16 protein-coding genes are annotated in these 19,340 nt (G+C 58.4%); 7 read left to right on the top strand and 9 right to left on the bottom strand.

Translation table 11 applies throughout. The features are described 5' to 3' along the window. Positions 1–348: 348 nt before the first annotated feature. The 3 genes from NA78x_RS05835 to NA78x_RS05825 all read left to right on the top strand — a co-directional run bounded on the left by NA78x_RS05835 (position 349) and on the right by NA78x_RS05825 (position 4,883). On the top strand, positions 349–1,260 hold the full coding sequence (locus NA78x_RS05835; RefSeq protein ID WP_425617490.1) for a hypothetical protein: 912 nt from the start codon (positions 349–351) through the stop codon (positions 1,258–1,260). A 429-nt stretch (positions 1,261–1,689) separates the two neighbouring features. Further along, entirely contained in the window at positions 1,690–2,943 is a 1,254-nt protein-coding gene (gene pepT, locus NA78x_RS05830; protein WP_425617489.1) for a peptidase T, read from the top strand. Positions 2,944–3,035: 92 nt separating this feature from the next. Continuing rightward, positions 3,036–4,883 (top strand): hypothetical protein, encoded by a 1,848-nt coding sequence (locus NA78x_RS05825; RefSeq protein WP_425617488.1) that lies wholly within the window; start codon positions 3,036–3,038, stop codon positions 4,881–4,883. 27 nt (positions 4,884–4,910) lie between these two features. On the opposite strand, the gene NA78x_RS05820 is transcribed toward NA78x_RS05825, so the two are convergent. The 4 genes from NA78x_RS05820 to NA78x_RS05805 form a co-directional block, all read right to left on the bottom strand. Continuing rightward, positions 4,911–6,299, bottom strand: coding sequence for a DUF1501 domain-containing protein (locus NA78x_RS05820; protein WP_425617487.1), 1,389 nt, complete (start codon positions 6,297–6,299; stop codon positions 4,911–4,913). A gap of 65 nt (positions 6,300–6,364) precedes the next feature. Next, entirely contained in the window at positions 6,365–9,061 is a 2,697-nt protein-coding gene (locus NA78x_RS05815; protein WP_425617486.1) for a PSD1 and planctomycete cytochrome C domain-containing protein, read from the bottom strand. A gap of 95 nt (positions 9,062–9,156) precedes the next feature. Beyond that, on the bottom strand, positions 9,157–9,600 hold the full coding sequence (locus NA78x_RS05810) for a hypothetical protein (protein WP_425617485.1): 444 nt from the start codon (positions 9,598–9,600) through the stop codon (positions 9,157–9,159). Positions 9,601–9,654: 54 nt separating this feature from the next. Further along, positions 9,655–10,587: a DUF1559 domain-containing protein gene (locus NA78x_RS05805; RefSeq protein WP_425617484.1), complete on the bottom strand. Its 933-nt coding sequence runs from the start codon at positions 10,585–10,587 to the stop codon at positions 9,655–9,657. A 548-nt stretch (positions 10,588–11,135) separates the two neighbouring features. Here NA78x_RS05805 and NA78x_RS05800 point away from each other — a divergent pair. Further along, positions 11,136–11,354: a YezD family protein gene (locus NA78x_RS05800; protein ID WP_425617483.1), complete on the top strand. Its 219-nt coding sequence runs from the start codon at positions 11,136–11,138 to the stop codon at positions 11,352–11,354. A 27-nt stretch (positions 11,355–11,381) separates the two neighbouring features. On the opposite strand, the gene NA78x_RS05795 is transcribed toward NA78x_RS05800, so the two are convergent. The 3 genes from NA78x_RS05795 to NA78x_RS05785 all read right to left on the bottom strand — a co-directional run bounded on the left by NA78x_RS05795 (position 11,382) and on the right by NA78x_RS05785 (position 14,080). Next, positions 11,382–11,882, bottom strand: coding sequence for a DinB family protein (locus NA78x_RS05795; RefSeq protein ID WP_425617482.1), 501 nt, complete (start codon positions 11,880–11,882; stop codon positions 11,382–11,384). A gap of 109 nt (positions 11,883–11,991) precedes the next feature. After that, the gene (locus NA78x_RS05790) at positions 11,992–13,116 is read right to left on the bottom strand and encodes a glycosyltransferase family protein (protein WP_425617481.1); all 1,125 of its coding nucleotides are present in this window, start codon (positions 13,114–13,116) and stop codon (positions 11,992–11,994) included. Positions 13,117–13,168: 52 nt separating this feature from the next. Continuing rightward, positions 13,169–14,080, bottom strand: a complete 912-nt coding sequence (locus NA78x_RS05785) for a UDP-2,3-diacylglucosamine diphosphatase (RefSeq protein WP_425617480.1) — start codon at positions 14,078–14,080, stop codon at positions 13,169–13,171. Between the two features lie 364 nt (positions 14,081–14,444). On the opposite strand from NA78x_RS05785, the gene NA78x_RS05780 reads away from it, so the two are divergent. The 3 genes from NA78x_RS05780 to NA78x_RS05770 are packed head-to-tail and all read left to right on the top strand — an operon-like array spanning position 14,445 to position 18,390. Next, positions 14,445–14,735, top strand: coding sequence for a DUF997 family protein (locus NA78x_RS05780; protein WP_425617479.1), 291 nt, complete (start codon positions 14,445–14,447; stop codon positions 14,733–14,735). Continuing rightward, positions 14,728–16,506, top strand: coding sequence for a sodium/pantothenate symporter (locus NA78x_RS05775; RefSeq protein WP_425617478.1), 1,779 nt, complete (start codon positions 14,728–14,730; stop codon positions 16,504–16,506). The genes NA78x_RS05780 and NA78x_RS05775 overlap by 8 nt, the downstream gene beginning before the upstream one ends. Positions 16,507–16,518: 12 nt before the next feature. Next, positions 16,519–18,390, top strand: a complete 1,872-nt coding sequence (locus NA78x_RS05770; RefSeq protein ID WP_425617477.1) for a hypothetical protein — start codon at positions 16,519–16,521, stop codon at positions 18,388–18,390. 20 nt (positions 18,391–18,410) lie between these two features. On the opposite strand, the gene NA78x_RS05765 is transcribed toward NA78x_RS05770, so the two are convergent. Then, a complete protein-coding gene (locus NA78x_RS05765; RefSeq protein WP_425617476.1) occupies positions 18,411–18,620 on the bottom strand; it encodes a hypothetical protein in 210 nt (69 codons plus the stop codon). Next, positions 18,617–19,279: a hypothetical protein gene (locus NA78x_RS05760; protein ID WP_425617475.1), complete on the bottom strand. Its 663-nt coding sequence runs from the start codon at positions 19,277–19,279 to the stop codon at positions 18,617–18,619. The genes NA78x_RS05765 and NA78x_RS05760 overlap by 4 nt, the downstream gene beginning before the upstream one ends. Positions 19,280–19,340: the final 61 nt, after the last annotated feature.

The following is a 19,340-nucleotide window of genomic DNA, read 5'->3' as shown; positions in this document are numbered from 1 at the left end:
ATGGTTAGTACGTGCGAGTTCCATCATGCTCGCCGGATACCAGCACTTCACGTCGCCCTCAGCTAAGGTGCCTTCCAGCAAACCCGAAGCGTGAGCGAGGAGCGCGCCAGGGGTGGTTAGCGAGGCTCTTCCAAGCTGAGCCGTTCGTATCGGCCAACGCTGCCGGGGCGAAACGAATGGCTAACGGGCGGCGAAATCGCAGGCGGGCGAGCGCACACTCCTCGCTGACGCTTCGGGTTTCCTGGAAAAATGCTAGCGGGGCGTGACCTAACTAGTCACGAGTGGTTGATAGGTTGGCGAAGGTGTGTTGTGAGATTGCACAGCGTATTTTCGCGAAGGGGACCGGCCATGCAGGTGTCGTTGCCGCCGTGTTGGCGTGATTTTGAGGCGTATCGACTGGTGAAAGTGTCGCAGTTCAGCACGCGCGTCGCGGCGAGAAAGCTGAAGATTTCGCAAACGAGAATTTGTCAGATCATCGATCGCGTGGCCGCTTATCTGGTGGAAATGTCGCCGGGGGTGAAGGACATCGTGCGGCGCGAGCAGCAGCTGTACGTCGCGGAACAGATGGCGGCGGAAAGGCTGAATTTCTTGTGCTCCCAGGCGGAAAACGCGTGGCGCATGTCGCAGGGTCCGATGAAGACCGTTCGCAAGTCGGCCAACTTCACCGGGGCGAATTCGGTGACAACGATTCGGACGGGCTACGGCGACCCACGCTATCTAATGGTTGCGTGCAAATTGGCCGAGCACGCCGCGATGCTGCCGCAACCTTCGCTACTCAGTTCACTCGCGGCCGCGGCGCTGGCAGCGGAAGGCTTGGATGAGGAGGGAGAGGAAAATGAAAATGGGCCGGCGAAGGAGCGGGCAACGAGTCAGGCAGCCGAGCGGGATGAGCGGCGTAGCAGCCCCCTGAATAGGGACTGTTCAGCGCTGTTCGCGAAAGAGGCTGCGGAGATGCGGAACGAGAAGTTTCGCGATCCCCTAAGTGCAATGGCAGCCTTCGATTCGGCAACGCGGCCAGTGATGAAGTTGTACGAAGAAGAGGCCGCGCGCAGGACTGTTCACGGCGAGTTGACGGGTGAGGTGGTGGTGTCTGTGGAGCACCGGGAAGAATGTGCGGGGGACTGTGAGGAGTCCAGTGAGCAGGCAGGAGTCGACGCCTCGCCAACGACTGAGGGCCCCGGGCAGCGGCGGCCGTTGAATCGGAAGGAAAGGAAGGCGAGGCAGGCGATGTTGGAGAAGAAGATGCGGAAGGCGAAGTAGAAAGTAGGACGGCAACGAGCGGTACTCCGCGCTGTTCCGGCTAGGTATTGGCTTAAGCATTTAGGTGGGGCACAAGGCAGGGAGCAGGACCGGCGAAAGCAAGACGCGCGTTGCCGTGTCTCCGCGCGCACGTCGGGAAACTTAGCGAGAGAGAGGAGAGTCGCAAAATGGTTATCAAACGGTTATCAGCAATTCGCTAGAATTTGCCGAGTCGTGCTCGCAACGCTAAGTGCGACTGAGAGTTGGGGCAAACGGTTATCGCGAAAAAAACGATGAAAAGGTTATCAAAAATGGTTATCAGTCGCAGCAGCAATGCGGCCATTCAAACTGGCATCGTGTCTTATCCCTACCTCCATGTTGCCTCGTCAGAACGATTAAGATGCTCCCACTACTGACGTGCACTGCACTCACATCAATAACGAGCTAACCATGATTCAACCCGAACGGCTGCTGAAGCGGTTTCTGACTTACGTGCAACTCGATACCACGGCGGGCGAGCCTGGCGGGACGTACCCCAGCTCGCCGGGACAATTGGTGCTGGGCCGGCTGTTGGCGGACGAGTTAAAGGGCATGGGACTAACCGATGTCGAGTTTACGCCCGAAGGTCTCGTCTATGCGACCGTGCCGAGCACCTTGAGTGCGGAAGCCACGAAAGCGGCCCCTGTCGTGGCCTTCAATGCCCACGTCGATACCTCGCCCGAGACCACCGGGAAGAATGTGCGGCCGCAGGTGATGCGCAACTACGCCGGCGGTGATATCACGCTGCCGGCCGATACTTCGCGCGTGATCACGGTCAAGCAGAACCCAGAACTCGATTCGCTGCAGGGTAAGACACTCGTCACGACCGACGGCACTACCTTGTTGGGCGCGGACGATAAGTCGGGCATTGCCGTAATCATGGAAATGGCTCAGCACCTGTTGGAACAGCCTGAACTGAAGCACGGGCCGGTCAGAATTCTGTTTACTTGCGACGAAGAGATCGGCCACGGCATCGACTATGTCGATCTGCCGAAACTGGGCGCTACGGTCTGCTACACGCTCGATGGGAGCGGAGCTGGCGAAGTCGATGTCGAAACATTCTCGGCCGATCTGGCTACGGTGAAGGTCACAGGCATCAACATTCATCCTTCGATTGCCAAGGGACGCATGGTGAACGCCCTGCGCGCGGTCGGCACGTTCCTCGATCGCTTGCCGCGCGAGGGACACTCGCCGGAAACAACCGCTGATCGCCAAGGATTCTTGCATCCTTACGATCTAGCGGGCGGAGTCGCCGAAGCCAGCTTGAAAGTGCTGCTGCGAGACTTCGATACCGCTGGTCTGGCCGTGAAGGCCGAACTGCTGAAGAAACTGGCCGATGAAGTTGAAGCGGAACATCCGGGCTGCAAGATCGAAGTGCACATCAAGAAGCAATATCGCAACCTGGGCGATGGGCTGGCGAAAGAGCCTCGCGCCGTTGCCTACGCGGTCGAAGCCCACAAGCGTCTTGGCCGCGTAGCCAAGCTGACCATCATTCGGGGCGGCACCGATGGCTCGCAGCTTACCGAGCGCGGCCTTCCCACGCCCAATCTCTCGACTGGCGAACACAACCCACACTCACCGCTCGAATGGACCTGCCTCGAAGAGATGGTCGCGGCCACCGAAGTTTGCAGCGAGCTCGTGCAGGTCTGGGCCGCGAAGGGGTAATCATTTGTTACGGACGAGTTACCTGCGCAGGTCCCGGGCGCAGGTAATATGCGAGCAACCCTGTTACTCGCGCCGCTCTCCCGGAGGCTGTTATGTTGCTCGCTCGTTGGATCGTCCCGCTCGTACTTTTGCCACTGGCCGCGTCTGCATTGCCAGCCGCCGAGAAGTCGCTGAGCGAACTGGAACTGAAGACCGAGCGGGTGATCATCTTTAAGGATGGCTACTCGCTGATCATCAAGCGGGGCGTGGCCACCAGCGATCAGGATGGCGAAGTCTATACCGACGATGTGCCCGATGCCGCCGTGCTCGGCTCGTTTTGGGCGGTGCCCGAGCAGGGCCGGTTGATCTCGATGACCGCCGGCTGGAAGACCACGAAGGATTCAACTCCCAAGGACCTCCCTTGCAAGGAGACGCTCGAGATCTTGCTCGCCAACCAAGGGAAGCAAGCCAAGATCGAGTTGCACGACAAGGCCATCATCGCCGGAGTCATTCGCGAAGTCCTTGTCGAGAAGACCGAGAATCCCATCACCGCCGGTCAACTCGAACTGCTCGATCTCGCCCGGGCAACACCCACCAAGCCCGGTCCGACAGCAGCCATCCCTGGGGCGATGCTCTCCAGCCGGGTCAGCCGCATTCACCCTGTGGTGCCGCTCGAAGCTCAAACGCTGACAGCGGTCAGCGGCACCAACTTTGTGTTGCGAACCGAGGAAGGAGACGTGCTGCTGCAAGTCGGTCAAATCCGCTCGATTCTAGTCAAGGAGATGCAGACCACGCTCTCCCGAACACTTACCACGACCAGGCACACCAAGCGACTCACGTTCAAGGTCGAAGGTGCCGAGAAGAAGCACGCGCTCTCGATCATGTATTTTCGACCGGGCATTCGCTGGATCCCCACGTATCGCATCGGGCTGAGTGACAAACTGGCCGAGAACAAGCAGAAGAAAGCGACGATCTCATTGCAGGCAGAACTGCTCAACGAAGCCGAGGACCTGGAGAACGTGCCGGTCGATATTGTGGTCGGCGTGCCGAACTTCCGCTTTCGTGGCACGCCCAGTCCGCTCATTCTGGAAGCAACGCTGCGCAACGCGCTGGCCGAAGCTGCCCCGGACCTGATGGGGAACGGCAGTCAACAACTTTCGAATGCCATGTATTCGCAGCGGTCGGCCGAGTTCCGCCGCGATCAGGCTGGCGCGAACGGCCTTGCTCAAGGAACAGTAAACCTGCCCGGGGAACTCACCGCTAGCGGCTCGCAAGATCTGTTCGTCTACAACTTGCCGAAACTGTCGCTCGGCCTAGGCGAGCGAATCGCCGTTCCCATCTTTACCGCCGATACGACTTACCGCGATATCTACACCTGGGATGTACACGTCACTAAGAACGACAATGCGGCAGCCCCCAGTGGAGCGGGTGTCGGCTCGCCTCTCACGCTTTCCAAAAACGAAGTCTGGCACCAGATCTTGCTGACCAACAACACGAATGTTCCTTGGACCACCGGCGCAGCGATGATCATGCAGGGGAATCAACCGCTCGCCCAGGAACTGCTCACATACACTCCGCCCAAGGACGAAGTGCGCGTGCCGGTGACCGTCTCTGTCGATACGCGCGGCAGTCTTACTGAGAAAGAAACCGGGCGTGACCTGAAGGCGCTGCAATGGGATGGTTACAACTACGCCCGTATTGAGCGCGAGATGCAGCTGGACCTGTGCAACAACAAGGCGATTGAAATCGAAGCCGAGATCACGGTTCGCGTCGGCGGCAAAGCGACCAAGGCTTCGCACGACGGCAGCATCACGCTGGGGGACTTTAATCAGGCCGATTGGATTCAGTATCGCGGCCAGCCCGCAGTGAACAACAGCTCGACCATTACTTGGAAGGTGAAGCTGAAGCCCGGCGACAACTTTGAGCCGACCGTGAACTATCACCACTTCACGCGACACTAATGCGCGTAGTGGCGACAGGCTGAAGGGCTAGGCGAAGATCTCGCGGACGACGTTGCCGGCGACGTCGGTCAGGCGGAAGTCGCGGCCGGCGTAGCGATAGGTAAGTTGCTCGTGGTCGAGCCCCATCAGCGCGAGCAGGGTCGCATGTAGGTCGGTCGTGTGCATGCGACCTTCGGTGGCATGAATGCCGAACTCGTCGGTGGCTCCATACGAGAAGCCCTTCTTCACACCGGCACCGGCGAGAAACATCGGATAGCCCGTAATGTTGTGATCGCGGCCATCGACGCCCTGTGACGTTGGCTGGCGGCCAAACTCGCTGCCGAAGATCACGAGCGTGTCTTCGAGCATGCCACGCTGTTGCAGGTCGTTGAGCAGCGCCGCCATCGGCTGATCGGTCGCCGCGCAGTTGCTGATGAGCCCCTTGTGCAGGTTGTTGTGATGATCCCAGCCTGGCTGGCAGATCTCGACGAATCGCACGCCGGCTTCGCTTAAGCGCCGAGCCATCACACACTGGCGAGCAAAACTCCCAGCGGGTCCGGGCTTCACGCCATAAGCATCGAGCACGTGCTGGGGCTCTTGCGAAATATCGAGCAACTCGGGCACTTGGCCCTGCATCTTGAAGGCCAGTTCGTAGGACTGAATCACGCCGTCGAGTTCATCCGGCTTGCTGGGATTGCTCGCCAAGTCGCGATTCATCGCTTGAATCAAGTCGAGCTGTTTGCGTTGCAAGGTGGTGGGTGTTTGGGCTTTGAGGTTTGGCACATAACCCATGTCGTTGATCTTCGTCCCCTGATAGTGAGCGGGGAGGAACGCACTGCCGAAATTCACCGCGCCACCAAAGTTTGGCGGCGGATTGATGGTGATGTAACCGGGCAGGTCCTGGTTCTCGGTACCCAGGCCGTAGGTGAGCCACGCGCCCATCGAGGGGCGAGTGAGCTGGGCGAGAGCCGTGCCCGTGTGCAGCTGAATCACTGCTTGCGGGTGAGCGGGCGTATCGGTGTGCAGGCCGCGAATCCAGCAGAGCTTATCGACCTGCTTGGCCAGGTGCGGATAAAGTTCCGAGACCCAAGAGCCCGTTTCGCCATGCTGCGCGAATTTGAATTTCGAAGCGGTCAGCGTGCCGCCGCCGGGCGCCACCTTGCCGTCATTCTTCTGCAGCTGTTCCTTGTACTCGAAGGTATCCATCTGCGAGATGCAGCCCTGCATAAAGCAGAAGATCACTCGCTTGGCCTTCGCGGCAAAGTGCGGCAGGCGCGGCGCGAGCGGCTTTTCCGGATCGCGGGCTGCTTCGCTGGCGGAGGCTCTCGGCCCATTGTTCCCCAGCAAGGCCTGCAGGGCGAGATAACCAAACCCAGCGCTCGCGGCTTGCAATGACTGGCGACGTGAGATGGGCGTTTGAAAAATTGGCAGGGACATAGGGCGATCCTTCGTGGATGTATTGGTATGGCTAGTTAGCAAAGCTGCCTCGCTCTGGCGGCGGGCTACTTCAGGTACCGGAACTCCGCGGAGCCAAACAGGGCCTGGCAAAAGCTGGCCCAGGCAGCAATTTTTGGATCAGTCGGGCCGCGATCTTCTCTGCGAACGGTCAGGTCCGTCTGATCGACGTTGTCGGGATCAGCGGGCAAAGCGGGCTTCTTCGGTGCCTTGCCGGTGTCGCTGGTCGGCACTTCGTTGGTGTCATCATTGGCCGGCGAAGCTGCCGGCGTTTGAGCCACTTGCACGGCCGGCTGCTGACCAAACACCTGCGCGGCCGTTTGTTCGTAGTCGGCCAGGTAAGCGCGGACTCGCGCGATTTCGTTGGTCGTTGCCGGGCGATTCAACACCAGTTCGTAAGCCAGCGAAATTCGGGCAGCATCATCTTCGGCCTGCTGTTGCACTCGCTTGGCGAGCGCCAGTGACTGCTGACGGACGAAGGGATCGTTGAGCAGATACAAGGCTTGTGGAGCGACCGTCGTGGTATCGCGACTGCCGGAAACCATTCCTTGCTCAGCTGGATCGAACACGGCGAGCGATACCGGTGTGAGACCACGCAGCAGCGGCAAATAGACGCTGCGATGTTTGCTAGCCAGCGCTTCGTTGCCGATGGTGGCAGCCTCGGGCCCGTTGTTGCGAATCTCGGTTACCTTCAGGCTCTTCGAGGTGGCAGTCTGCGGGCGGGCAGCATCTAGGCTGCTAGTTGCCACCAACGAGGCATCGCGAATCTCTTCGGCGGTCAAGCGGCGCGGGCTATGTCGCCACAACAGGCGATTGGCCGGATCGATCTCCAGGTTCGCTGCCGTTTCTTGCGAGCTAAGCTGATAAGTGTGGCTGAGCACGACCGAGCGAATTAGCTTTTTCATCGACCAGCCGTTGCTGACAAATCGCTGAGCCAGATGGTCGAGCAGTTCAGGATGCGACGGCTGGTCGCCGGTCACACCGAAATTATCGACGCTTTTGACAATCCCTTCGCCGAACAGTTTTTGCCAGACTCGATTCGCCAGCACACGGCTGGTGAGCGGATTCTCTTTGCTCGTCAGCCACTCAGCTAACTCCAGGCGACCACTCTGTTCCACATTTACGGGCTTGGCATTCGCGACTGGCACCACCGAGAGATAGCCTCGCGGCACGATCGGGCCGAGCTTTTCGGCTTCGCCCCGAATGCGAATCTCCGTATCGCCGATCTGCTTGCTATCCCGCACGCCGTAGGCCACTTCGCCCAGCGCGGCGGGATCCGATAGTGACTGCAACGCTTGTTGGGCCTTGGTCATTTTTTGCCGAGCGACCTGCCGCTTCGGCCGGCCATCGGGGCCTTTTTCCAGACTGGCAGGATCGGCTTGTAACTTTTGAAATTCCTGGCGAGCGGTCTCGAAGGCTTCTTTCGCGGCGGCCAGTTTGGCTTCGCTACCGGCGGCATCCGCAGTCTTTTGCGCGATCGTCAGCAACAGCGAACTGTCGTAGTAATCGAGACCACTGCCACCCATCTTGTTCCGCAGTCCGCTGCAGTTGTCGCTGCTTTGAAAGATGCCGGCCAGAGCGTAGTAGTCGGCTGTAGGAATCGGATCGAACTTGTGATCGTGGCAACGAGCACAACTGGCGGTGAGTGCGAGCACCGAGCGCGTGACGGTATCAATCTGCTCGTCGATGTTGTCCATGATGAAGCGGACCTTGAATCGCTGATTTACATCTTTCACACCCAGGGCGAGAAAGCCGGTCGCGACAAGCTGCTCGGCTTTCTCGGCGGGCGAAGCGGCCGGAAGTAGATCGCCAGCGATCTGTTCGCGAATGAACTTGTCGTACGGCTTGTCGGCATTGATCGAGTCGATGACGTAATCGCGATAGCGCCAGGCATGTGGATAGGGTAGGTTGCGAGCCGAACCGGTCGATTCGCCGTAACGAGCGACGTCCAGCCAATGCCGCCCCCAGCGTTCGCCGAACGCGGGCGAAGCGAGCAGGCGATCGACAAGCCTTTCGAACGCCTGGGCGGAGTCGTCGGCGAGAAACGCAGCGGACTCCGCAGGTGTCGGGGGCAAGCCAGTCAGATCGAACGTCACGCGACGGATCAGGTCGAGCTTCGAGGCATCACCGACCGGTGCGAGTTTGTCTTCTTGCAGTTTGGCGAGCACAAAGCGATCGGCATCGTCGCGCACCCAGCTTTCGTTTTCAACTTGTGGCGGCGAGACACCGTTCAGTGGTTGCCACGCCCAATGCGACTTCCGCAGCTCTTCGTACTTGGCATTCGGCTTGGTCAGTTCCGCCGAAAACTCGGCTTTGGGCCAGGCAGCGCCGTCGGCGATCCAGGTGGTGAGATCGGCGATCTGTTCGTCGCTGAGCCGCTTCTTGGGCGGCATCTCGAACCCTTCGTACCGCACTGCTTGAATGAGCAGGCTTTCGGCGGGATCGCCGGGAACAATAGCAGCGCCACTCGTACCGCCCATTAGCAGGCCACCGATGTCGTCGACGCGTAGGCCACCCTTGGAGTTGGTTTCCGCCGAGTGACAGCTGTAGCAGTTGCTGACCAGGATCGGGCGAATCTTCTTCTCGAAGAACTCGACCTTGGCCGGCACTTCTGCCGCCGCACGAGCGGCGGCCTTGGCACCTGCCGGATCGGCTGCTGAGCTATTAGCGGCGAAGAATTCGCCGCTCAGTAGCAGAACTGCGGGCAATAAGACATGCGAAGGGAAAACACGGGAGGCGGGCATTGCTCAATCCCTCGAGTTTCGCCCAGGCGGCCTGAAACAGCTGCATCCTGGGGCGGCAGGTACTAGATGGTTTTGCGGTGCGGACTATTGTCTCGCTACCGACGAGAAATCTGCAATTGAACGGGTGTCGTGGCGGGAACGTCGACGGTCAGATTCGACGAGTCGAACTTCAAAAATCGAGGATTGATCGCCGCCCGAGCCACCTTTCGCTGCGCCGGGTCATCATCCGAAAGTATCACGCGGGCTTTGTACTTCCCCTCAAGTGCTCCCTTGTGGATCTCGCCCCCGATGAGCGACTCCAGTTCGAAGTTCCCCTCGGGAGTAATCTGTCCATATGAGCGCACGAGGTTATCGTCCGCCTTCGTCAGTTCGATCATGTGCCCCGAGAGGGCTGCCTTGTCACCATCGACTAGGTTCACTTGCCCCTTTACCGGCACCACGGGCGGCCCCGAAGAACTGCAACCCGTGCTGGCGATCGCGCCCAACAATGCCAGGCTGCTGAACAGACCGAAAATCGTATTCGAGTATGAGACGGGCATGGAATCATTCCTGACGAATATTTGAAAGGTGTTGCTTGCGACTTGCCAATCGAGTTACCAGCCCGTAATCACTTCGCCGTCGTCACGCTGGGCGAGACGCGAAAGCGTGATGACGTCGAGGTCAACTCGCAACGCCTGTGTGCTGCCGTCGACGAACACAAACTGGCAGACGCCCGGGTGCGGACCACCAAAGCTGCTGTTCGAAACGCCCGTGGTCGACGTTGGTGGTTGGAGCGGTCTCACTTCGCTGCCATCGGGATTCACACCGGCCATGCGGCGATGGGTGTTGCGAATACCGCTGAAAATGCTGCGATCTTCGTTCTTGCCACGCAGCGAGTTTTTGCGGATGTGCTTTTCGCCGACGAGAATCGTGTTCGAAGTGCCATCGGTAATCGAAGCCATCGTTAGACGACCCACCCAGCGAGCCAGAAATTTCTTGCCGCTTGAGGTAACCACCTCCGGTTCGGTCGGAATCATCGCACCATTCGACTTGCCAAACACATTGTCGGTGCCGAAGCAGGCAGCGTAATCGCCCAGGGCACCACCAGGATTCGCGAAATCATTGACGCTAAGGACGTGCGGCAAGCGTGAAGGGCACGCGTACATTTTGATCTTGGTTTGATACGCTTCAGGAATCTGTTCGGAGACTTGATATTTCACGTCCCACTTATTGAACTGATTGCTCCCTTCCGCAAACGGCAGAATCAACGCGGCCCAAGTCGCCCAGCCATCTTCGGCATCGGTGTTGTTGCCGAGAAACGCTGGTGGGAGGAAATTGTACGTATCGTGCATGTTGTGCGAAGCGAGTCCAATCTGGCGCAGATTGTTGGCGCATTGCATCCTGCGGGCGGCTTCGCGAGCGGCTTGCACAGCAGGCAAGAGCAGGGCGACGAGCACGCCGATGATCGCAATGACGACCAACAACTCGACCAGGGTAAAGCCGCGACGTGCTTCCATGCGGTTCGGGCGACGATTGAACTTCTTCATGACAAACATTCCTCTACGTTCACTGGCTGGGCACTTCACGGGTGTTGAGTGCCGAGACTCGCGCGGCCGCTCGGATTAATTCCGTAGGCTCAGGCTCGCACTTCCTTAGATTTGGCTTGTCCGTGGTCGGATCAAGTCGCGAAACAGAAACCGCTGCAAAGTTTAGGTGGGATGCAGCAGTGTCGGCGATGAGAGTTGCTTATTGCGACTGCCGTGCCAAACCGGCCAAGTGCCCCGAGTCAAGGCAAAGAAGGCAAACAACGCCGAGTTTTACCCACAGATGGCAGTAGATTCGGCAATGTCGCGCGATACAGATTAACAGGCCCGCTGCGTCAGCCGTGAAAACCGCTGGTCAGTCCGTGATTATTGCTGGGCACAATTCCGTGAAGGGTCACGGAAATCGCCCTTTCCTTTGAGGCCCAAGTGCCCGCTCCCAGAGAGTACTGCGGGTGCAGCGGCCAATTCCTCTCGGCACCGAATGTGCAAATACCGCAGTACCCAGTCGCAAGCACGGTCGCTTTCGCTGGCAACCCATTGGATCCCCGCCGATGACCACTCAACCCGCTCTACGCCGTTTCTCGGCTCCCTATCGCGCTCAGACTCGTCCTAACCAGGCCGAAGATCCCGCGCTGGACGAGCAGCTTCTTCAAGCCCTTGCCGACGTCAAGTTTGGCTCCGTCTCGATCATTGTCCAAGACGGGGTCATCGTCCAACTCGAACGCATCGAAAAATTCCGCCCAAGCCGCCCTTCGAAACGCCACGACTGAGCCCTTCTTCCGTTCATACGGACGGAATTATTCGTCCCCAGAGGGACCATACATGCCGGCGACGGGAATGTCGTTCAGGCGCAGGTAGACGCAAAGGTGTGCGCGGTGGTGAATCAGGTGCGAGAGGATGAACGTGCGGATGACGTTCCGGCGCGGCATCGTAATGATGGGCGTTCCCTTCATCGTCAGATTCCAGACGAAGTCCAAGTCGCTTTCGGGAACTGCTGCGATGGCTGCGCGAGCTTCGGCGACGTTTTTGTCGAACAGCGCGAGGATTTCCTTGGTCGATTGCAGATTCGGCGGAGTGTAGTGCGGCCCGTTCTCGGGATACGCTTCCCACGCAGGCTGTGTTAGCGTGCCTTCGACCCAGCCCGGAATCTCCGCCAGGTGATTCATGTTCCAGCCGATGGTGTTCGACTTGGGATGACAGCGCCACTCGAACTTGTCGTCCGGCACACGCTCCAGCACCTTCCGTGTGTTGGCCATTTCTTCGTCGAACTCGGGCAATATCATCTCGGCGAACTTCATCGGCTTCTCCTTGTTTTAGGCTGAATGTTGAGCGAGGAGAAATGTATACAGCCGTTCACTAGCAATCAAGGCACCGAACAGCCATTTTTTAACCTTTATGATCGGCAGGCTACGTGTACTCCATGAACTCGCACTCGGGCTCGGGAGCACGAGCAATGAAGGAGCTCGGCAAATAAGTCTGAATGGTCTGCAGCGCAGCTTCGTTACCACAGAAGCGGTTGCGGTTGGCTTGCAGTGGTGCCCGCAGCTCGTCGAGGGACGCGAGAAAGCGTGTGAGATGTCTTGGTTCCAGCTGTTCGATGGCAATGAATTGTCCCGCTCCCATCTGCTCCAAAAAGTGCGAGTTAATCAGCTGCTCGTGATGCTGCTCCTCGGGCAGGGCCAGCACGGGCTTTCCTAGGTACAGCGATTCTCCCAAGGTTTGATTGCCGGCTGCTCCGACCACGGCGGCACAGCGAGCCAGGTCGTCAACAAAGCCTTGCTCACTCAATTCGCAGAACGTAATGCTGCCGGTTCGTCTTCGCGGGCCGAGTCCATACACGCGAATCGGACGCGGTGACTTGCTCAAGATTTCGATCACACGCGGCGGCGTATTGTGGCGCAGATATGAAACCAGAAAGTCTCCGATGATTGGTTGTACAGCTTGAATCTCGGGGCGCAGCAACGGCCCCACTTGCTGCACCTCGTCATATCCACGACGGAGGGGCGCTTGAAAAAACGAGGACACGATGGTTTCAGCCTGTCCCCAATGATGGGCCCGCACGGCGATGCCCATCAAGTCGGCATATCGCTGCAAACTCCAAGGGAGCGAGCGCAGATCGCAGGCAACCAGAAAGTGCTGATGATTCAGACTCAGAAAAGGCACTCCACACGCCCGGGCAGCGCGCGGCAGTGCTGGTTCAAAATCGGTGATCACCAGGTCGGGCTGCTCGTCTCGAATCACTTGTTTGAGCTGAGAGACCAGTTGTGGCAATTTCCACAAATAACCCAAACCGTTGAACACAGTGCGCGAAAAATTCAAACGAGAGCGAGTGTAATGAAAACGCAGGCCCGGGATTCGTCGTACTTCGACATTGCGCGTGCCCAGCGGATAGCGCGGTGAAAGGAACTCATGGGCCTGATCGGTCGCAAATAGTACCAATTCATGTTCGTGCCGCAGCAGTTCGACCATGCTGCGGACGCGAGCGGCGTGGCCTCGACCTTCACCGGCCATGCTGTAAAAAATCTTGGCCATCGCGATTCTCCAAGGCAGGCAAGCAGTTTCGACCACGTGAACTAGCTGGCCGTCACAACGCCGCCTGAGCATGTGGTTCGGCCAATTCCGCGGCAAAGCGAGGATCGTTTGGCAACCAGCCAGCTTCCGGCCAATCGAGCGGAGTGGAATAGGAAACGGGGCAGCAGTCGCTCTTGGCTGCGGGCAGATGAAGCAGTTCAAACGAGCCGTCGGTGTACTCCAGCAGCGCCGAGCGATTCTCGACCCAATCGCCCGTGTTGAAGTAGCGAACTTCCTGCAATCGCGTGGCAGTGGGAGTGTGGACGTGCCCGCAGACGATGCCATCGCAGCCGGTTTCACGCGCATGCCGCGCGAGGCGCTCTTCAAAATTGCTGACAAAGCGTACGGCTTGCTTGACCCGCCGCTTGAGATTGCCGGTCCAATCGCTTGGTTCGCAGCCCGCCCACCGCTGCAATCGGTTGGCGATGTTCGCAGCAAATAGCAGTGAATCGTAGGCGAAGGAACCGAGCACGCTTAGCCATTGCGCCCGAATTTCGACCGTGTCGAACTGATCGCCATGCAGCACGAGCAGGCGCTGGCCGTCGATCGTTTCGTGCACAAACTCATCGGCAATTTCGACGAAGCCGAAGTCATTGATAAAGGGCCGCAAAAACGCATCGTGATTGCCGGGCGTGTAGCGAATCTGCACGCCGCGGCCAGCGAGTTCGATGATTCGCTGTAACAGTTGGCTATATTCCGGTTGCCAATGCCAGCGCCGCTTCAGTCGCCAACCATCGATAATGTCACCGACTAGGTACAGATAATCCGGCTCGTGGCGATCGAGCAAAGCGAGCAACTCCCCGGCCCGGCTGTAGCGACAGCCCAAGTGAAGATCGCTCAAAAAGATGCTACGGACGCGGCGTCTTGCCTGCCTGGCGATCATGGTTGCCTCGGCGAAAGCGCGGTCGTGATTCGACTCGTTCATCAGAGCCAGTTGCTTGCCTCGGCAGTCTTTGCCGAAGTACTTTGCCAGACTCTGTGGATATACTCTGCCGAACTGCAGCGCAGTTGTTATGAGTAGTTCGTGAATTGCGTGTAAAGTAGTTGCTAGCAAATGCTGGGCGATCGTGACGAGCGGAATTATCGGGCCTTCCACATGGCAGAGGTAGCGAACGGAAGCCACTTCCCTCCTCCTCAGTGGCACATCTTCCCTGCGTTTTGACCGCTGATCTTCCCGGCCGCAGCTTTCTGTTTGCCTCGGGCTGGTCGGGCATTTATATTCGGGTCCGAACCTCCCCACCTGTGCTTGTTTCCCACCGATCCAAATTGCTCACCTCAGCGAGTCCCCCATGGCGGCTCCCCATCCCATTTTGCAAAGCGCACGGCGCGAAGCCTTGGTTGTGGCATTAGTCTGGGCCGGCGCAGCGACGTGGACTGTCACGTTCTGCCTGCTGCACGGCTACGGAGCGACGCCCGACAAGTTGCACTTCACGCTCGGCTTTCCCACGTGGGTGTTTTGGGGCATCGTCGTGCCGTGGGTTGTCTGCGCCCTGATCTCGCTGGTGGTGGCCAACTTGGTGATGACCGATGCCGACTTGGGCCTGGAGCCCGGTGAAGAAGAGGATCCGTTTGATGCTTGAGTTGCTCGCGCAGGTAACCAGCCAACCCGATCAAGGTGCCAAGTACGGCACGATGATCGCCCTGGTTATTTTCATTGCGGCTTCGGTCTGGCTCGGTACGCTGGCCCAACGCGTGGTGAAAAAGAGTTCGTTCGTCAAAGGTTTCTTTCTGGGCAATCGCGGCCTAGGTGCCTGGGCCGTAGCCCTCACCGCTACCGTACAAAGCGGTGGCACCTTCATGGGATTTCCGTCGCTCGTCTATACCCACGGCTGGATCGTCGCGCTCTGGATTGCCAGTTACATGGTCGTGCCCATCACAGGCTTCGGCCTGATCGGCAAGCGGATCGCGCACATCAGTCGTCACACCGGCGCGATCACGATGCCCGATCTGTTTCGCGCGCGATTCGGCAGTCCCACACTGGGGCTGATTACTTCGCTGCTGATCATCATTTTCATGTCGGCCATGATGGTCGCCCAGTTCAAAGCAGGCGCCACGGTAATGAAGTTGGCCGCCCCTAGTGGCAACTTTCTCTCGCTCAGCGAAGGTGACGAAGTTGATTCAGCGGAGAACGTCACTGCTCAGCAAACCAAGCAGAAAGCCGATCAAAAGCGTCAGGAAGATATCCTCTATTGGATTGGCCTGGGTGTCTTCAGCGTGACCGTGGTTGGCTACACGCTCATTGGCGGCTTTCTGGCTGCCGTTTGGACCGACCTGTTCCAAAGCGTGATGATGTTTATCGGCGTGCTCGCACTGCTGGGGTTGTCGCTTTATCACGTGGGTGGCTTAGAGAACGCTTCTCGGGGCGCGGTAAAGAGCGCGCAACTCGCTGCCGAAAATGCGGCGGCTGCCAAGACTCCGCCCGCTGAGGTCAGCCCGAATGCAGGGCTGGGAATTATCTCCGGCCCGGGCTTCGCCAAAGATGGCCGACAGTACTTGCCATTTACACTCGCGGTGTCGTTCTTCTTTTTCTGGCCCGCCACGGGCTTTGCTAGTCCAGCCAGCGTGACTCGCATCATGGCCTGCAAAGACACGAAGACGTTGCGCCGCAGCATTGTGTTGCTCTGTGCCTACAACCTGGGAATCTACCTGCCGCTAATCTGCATCTGTTTGTGTGCTCGCGCGATCATGCCCGACTTGGAAAAGTCGGACGAAGTGATCCCTCGCATGGCGATGAAGATGACCGAAGGCTTGCCCGGAGGCTCGCTACTCGCTGGCGTGATTCTGGCAGCTCCCTTCGGCGCGATCATGGCGACGGTCAGTTCGTACCTGGTCGTCATTGCTTCGGGGCTCGTGCGCGATGTCTACCAGCGATTCATCAATCCTGAGGCGACCGACCATGAATTGCAACGCCTGTCTCGCTACGGCATGTTGTTCGTCGGAGTGATTGCGATTCTGCTCAATATTTGGCCCGTGACTTACCTGCAAACGCTCGTAGTCTTTGCCTCCGGTGGTGCCGGCGCGTGCTTCATTGTGCCGTGCTTGATGCTCTGTTACTGGCGTCGAGCGACTGCAGTCGGTGTGGGGGCCGCGATGCTCAGTGGAGCAGCGACGATGATCGGCCTGTACACCTTGGGAGCGTTTGCGCCCGATCCGATGATTGGTCCCAATGCTGCGTTTCGCCCCTACTTTCCTGGCGGTTTCGAACCGCTGATTTTCGGTGTGCTGGTATCGTCGATCGTGGGAACGGTTGTGACCTATGCGACCGACCCGCCGGACGAAGCTATCGTCTCGCCCCTTTTCGACGCGCCACCAACAACGACTGAGCCAGCCTCTCCCTCTCTCGCTCCGTAAGGAACTCCTGCGATGCGCAGTGTTGCTCTCGTTCTGCTGATTGCCGGCGGTTGGTTGAGCACTGCTCACACGCTGTGTGTCGCTCAAGAGAAAGACCTATCGCCGCGGCACGAATTCACGCGGATGATTGCTCACTGGGCCGAGTACGGGCACCCGGAGTACCTCAACTTTGTCGACGAAGCCCAGCCTGAAGTAGTGCAACTGGGCTTTTACGGTGGGCACTTTTGGAGCCTGGCTCACACTCCGTCTTATAAAGGCTACCCGGCTCACTTTCCCGTGCAGGGACATAAAGAGTGCGGCGCGTGGTTCGAGGAGAAGAATCGCGAACTTCACAAACGCGGCATCAAGGTTGTCGGTCACTTCAACGTCGAGTTTCTCGTCGGCGATCCCGAGTCCCCCAACGGCCCGACCGGCTTCTTCAAGTTCTACCAAGATCACTGGGACGAAAGCGAACTCGGCCCCAAGCCAATTGCCGATCCGATGTTGCTCCTGGAGCGTGGCAAAGACGGCCAGCCCATCGGGCAAAAGGGCTACGAGATCGGCAAGATGCGCGAGTACTGGGCTTGCCTCCGCAATCCCTACTGGCAGGCGGTGATGAAAACTTGGGTGAAGAAAGGCATTGATCGCGGCATTGATGGTTACATTGCCAACTACTTTTATCGGCACGATTGCCACTGCGAACATTGCCAGCAGAGTTTTCGCAGCTATCTCGCCGAGCGACATTCGCCCGAGCAATTGAAAGAGAAGCTTGGCATCGTCGATGTGAACAAGCATGAGTTCAGCGAGATCGTCTATTGGCACAAGGTCGACGAGTCGACTCCGCTGCGGCGCGAGATGCTCCGCTGGTCTCAACTTTCGAACAAGCAGGTCTTTGATGAGGTGTTTATCAAGTACGGCCGCAGCTTGAAAAAGGATCTGATCGTCGGACAGTGGAACCACCTTAGCAACTTCAGCCAGATTGCCGGCGATGAACGGTGCCTGCTGCCCGCCGAGGTGTGGGGCAAGGGCGAAGACTACTTGTGGTACAGCACCGGCGCGGCCGCTTGCTTTACTGATTTGGAAAACGGCATTCTCGGCGAAGGGACTCTGCAGGCTCGCTACGTTCGCGGCATGTTCGACGACAAGCCCTTCACGCTCGGCAAGTATGAAAGCACACGCATTCGCGCGGCGATTAGCGAGCTCGCGGCCAACGGCGGCGCTCCCATGGGCTTCTACACTCGCTTTACCGATCCGCTCGCGCGGGCCGAGATCGCCCGCTACTATCAGTTTTTGAAGAAGCACGACCGGTTGTACAAGGCTAATCGCTCCCATGCCGAAGCGGTCGTCCTCTTCCCTCGCACGCAAGTTGCTGAGGGGAACATTGCAGCTGTCGACGATTTCAAAGTGAATGCAGACGCGCTGCTCGACAATCACGTCCTGTTCGATATCCGCAGCGATGAACCGGCCCATGCCGCTGCAGTGAAGCAGTACCAGCACGTCATCCGCAGTGCAGACGATGTGCGGAAGATGCTCGCTGCCCCGCGCAGCCAATTCAAAGCGGCGAATACCGTGCGCGCGTCGATTTCGCTCCCTGCTTCTTCACCCAGCGACAAACCCAACGAACTGACCGTTCACTTGGTCAACTACAACCGCGCAGAACCACCCCGCACGAAGGATGGCAAGCCGAGCCCAGGTGGCGGCATCAAGGACGAGAAGCCCATCGCCGCACCAGAAATTGAATGCGACTTGCTGCTCCCCGCTGGCAGTAATGTGAAGAGCATCACCGCCTTTTCGCCCGAAGAAGAATCGGCAACTCCCATAAAGTTCACCGCCCGCGATGGCCGCGTAAAGTTCACCGCGCCGGGCTTTCTCGTCTATCGTGTGGTGCAGGTGGAGTTGAAGTGACTGCTAGGGGCCCGAACGCACTAGCGAAGAAACATGGCCCAAAACGCGGTCTTGATGCGAGTCCAGTTCAGGCGATTTTCAATCTGCCCGTCGAAGCCGATTTGCTTGTTGTAAACGGCATCGGCTTCGTTCTGGCAGCCACAGCCAACGCAGTAAGTCACGTCTCTGGGTAAAGGCTGTCGGCAACGAACGCAATTGCGAGCTTGAGGATCGGAAGAATTGCCGTTCATGATTGTTCCCCCAAGTCACGATTCTTCTGGATTGACGATTGTTCAAATGCGGTCCTGATTCTTGGCCTTGCTCTTCCCGGCCTGGCCAGTCGCAAGCCTAGTGCGACCATTCCGGCCGCCAACAGAATTGCAAGTCCGACATTGATCCACCAAGTAATTCCCGGAATACGAACCTCCGACTTGAGAGGCTCCGTGGTGACGACGAGTTTGCCGTCCTTGACTTCCACGCGACTGACGTTGATCACCTCCAGCCTGCGGTACTTTTCGCCGATCACGGAAGGTTCATCCACATCTGCAGCCAAGACGCCGTCAGTCTCGCTGGTAAGCCATTGGAGCGAAGGATCGGCCTGCGCACGTTTCTCAAAGGCGTCTCGCTTCATCGCGAGCAGTTGAAAATCACCAATCCGGCGTTCGACGTCAAGTGTGAACGGCGTGTCATTTCTCACCGCCTCGTACTTGTGCACGCCGGATGTTGGGTTACCAGCAGACGATTGGTGCCGCAACTGAAACACGTACTCAGGATACGTTTCGATTCCCGTGAACTGCATGCGTGGCTTGATGTACTCTTCGTTCGGCGGCAGCGGAAGATCGGCCCGCAATGGGGCGTTGGTGACAACGAGGGCGATCACCAACCAGAGTAGATTTGCGCCGTGTCTCATGAATGGATTTCCGTCTAACATTGGCAGTTTGCTGATCCGGACTTTACCATACAGCAGAACG

Origin of the sequence: Anatilimnocola aquadivae (assembly GCF_049819085.1) — a bacterium.
GTDB lineage: Bacteria > Planctomycetota > Planctomycetia > Pirellulales > Pirellulaceae > Anatilimnocola.
This window is presented reverse-complemented; position numbering and strand designations above follow the sequence as displayed.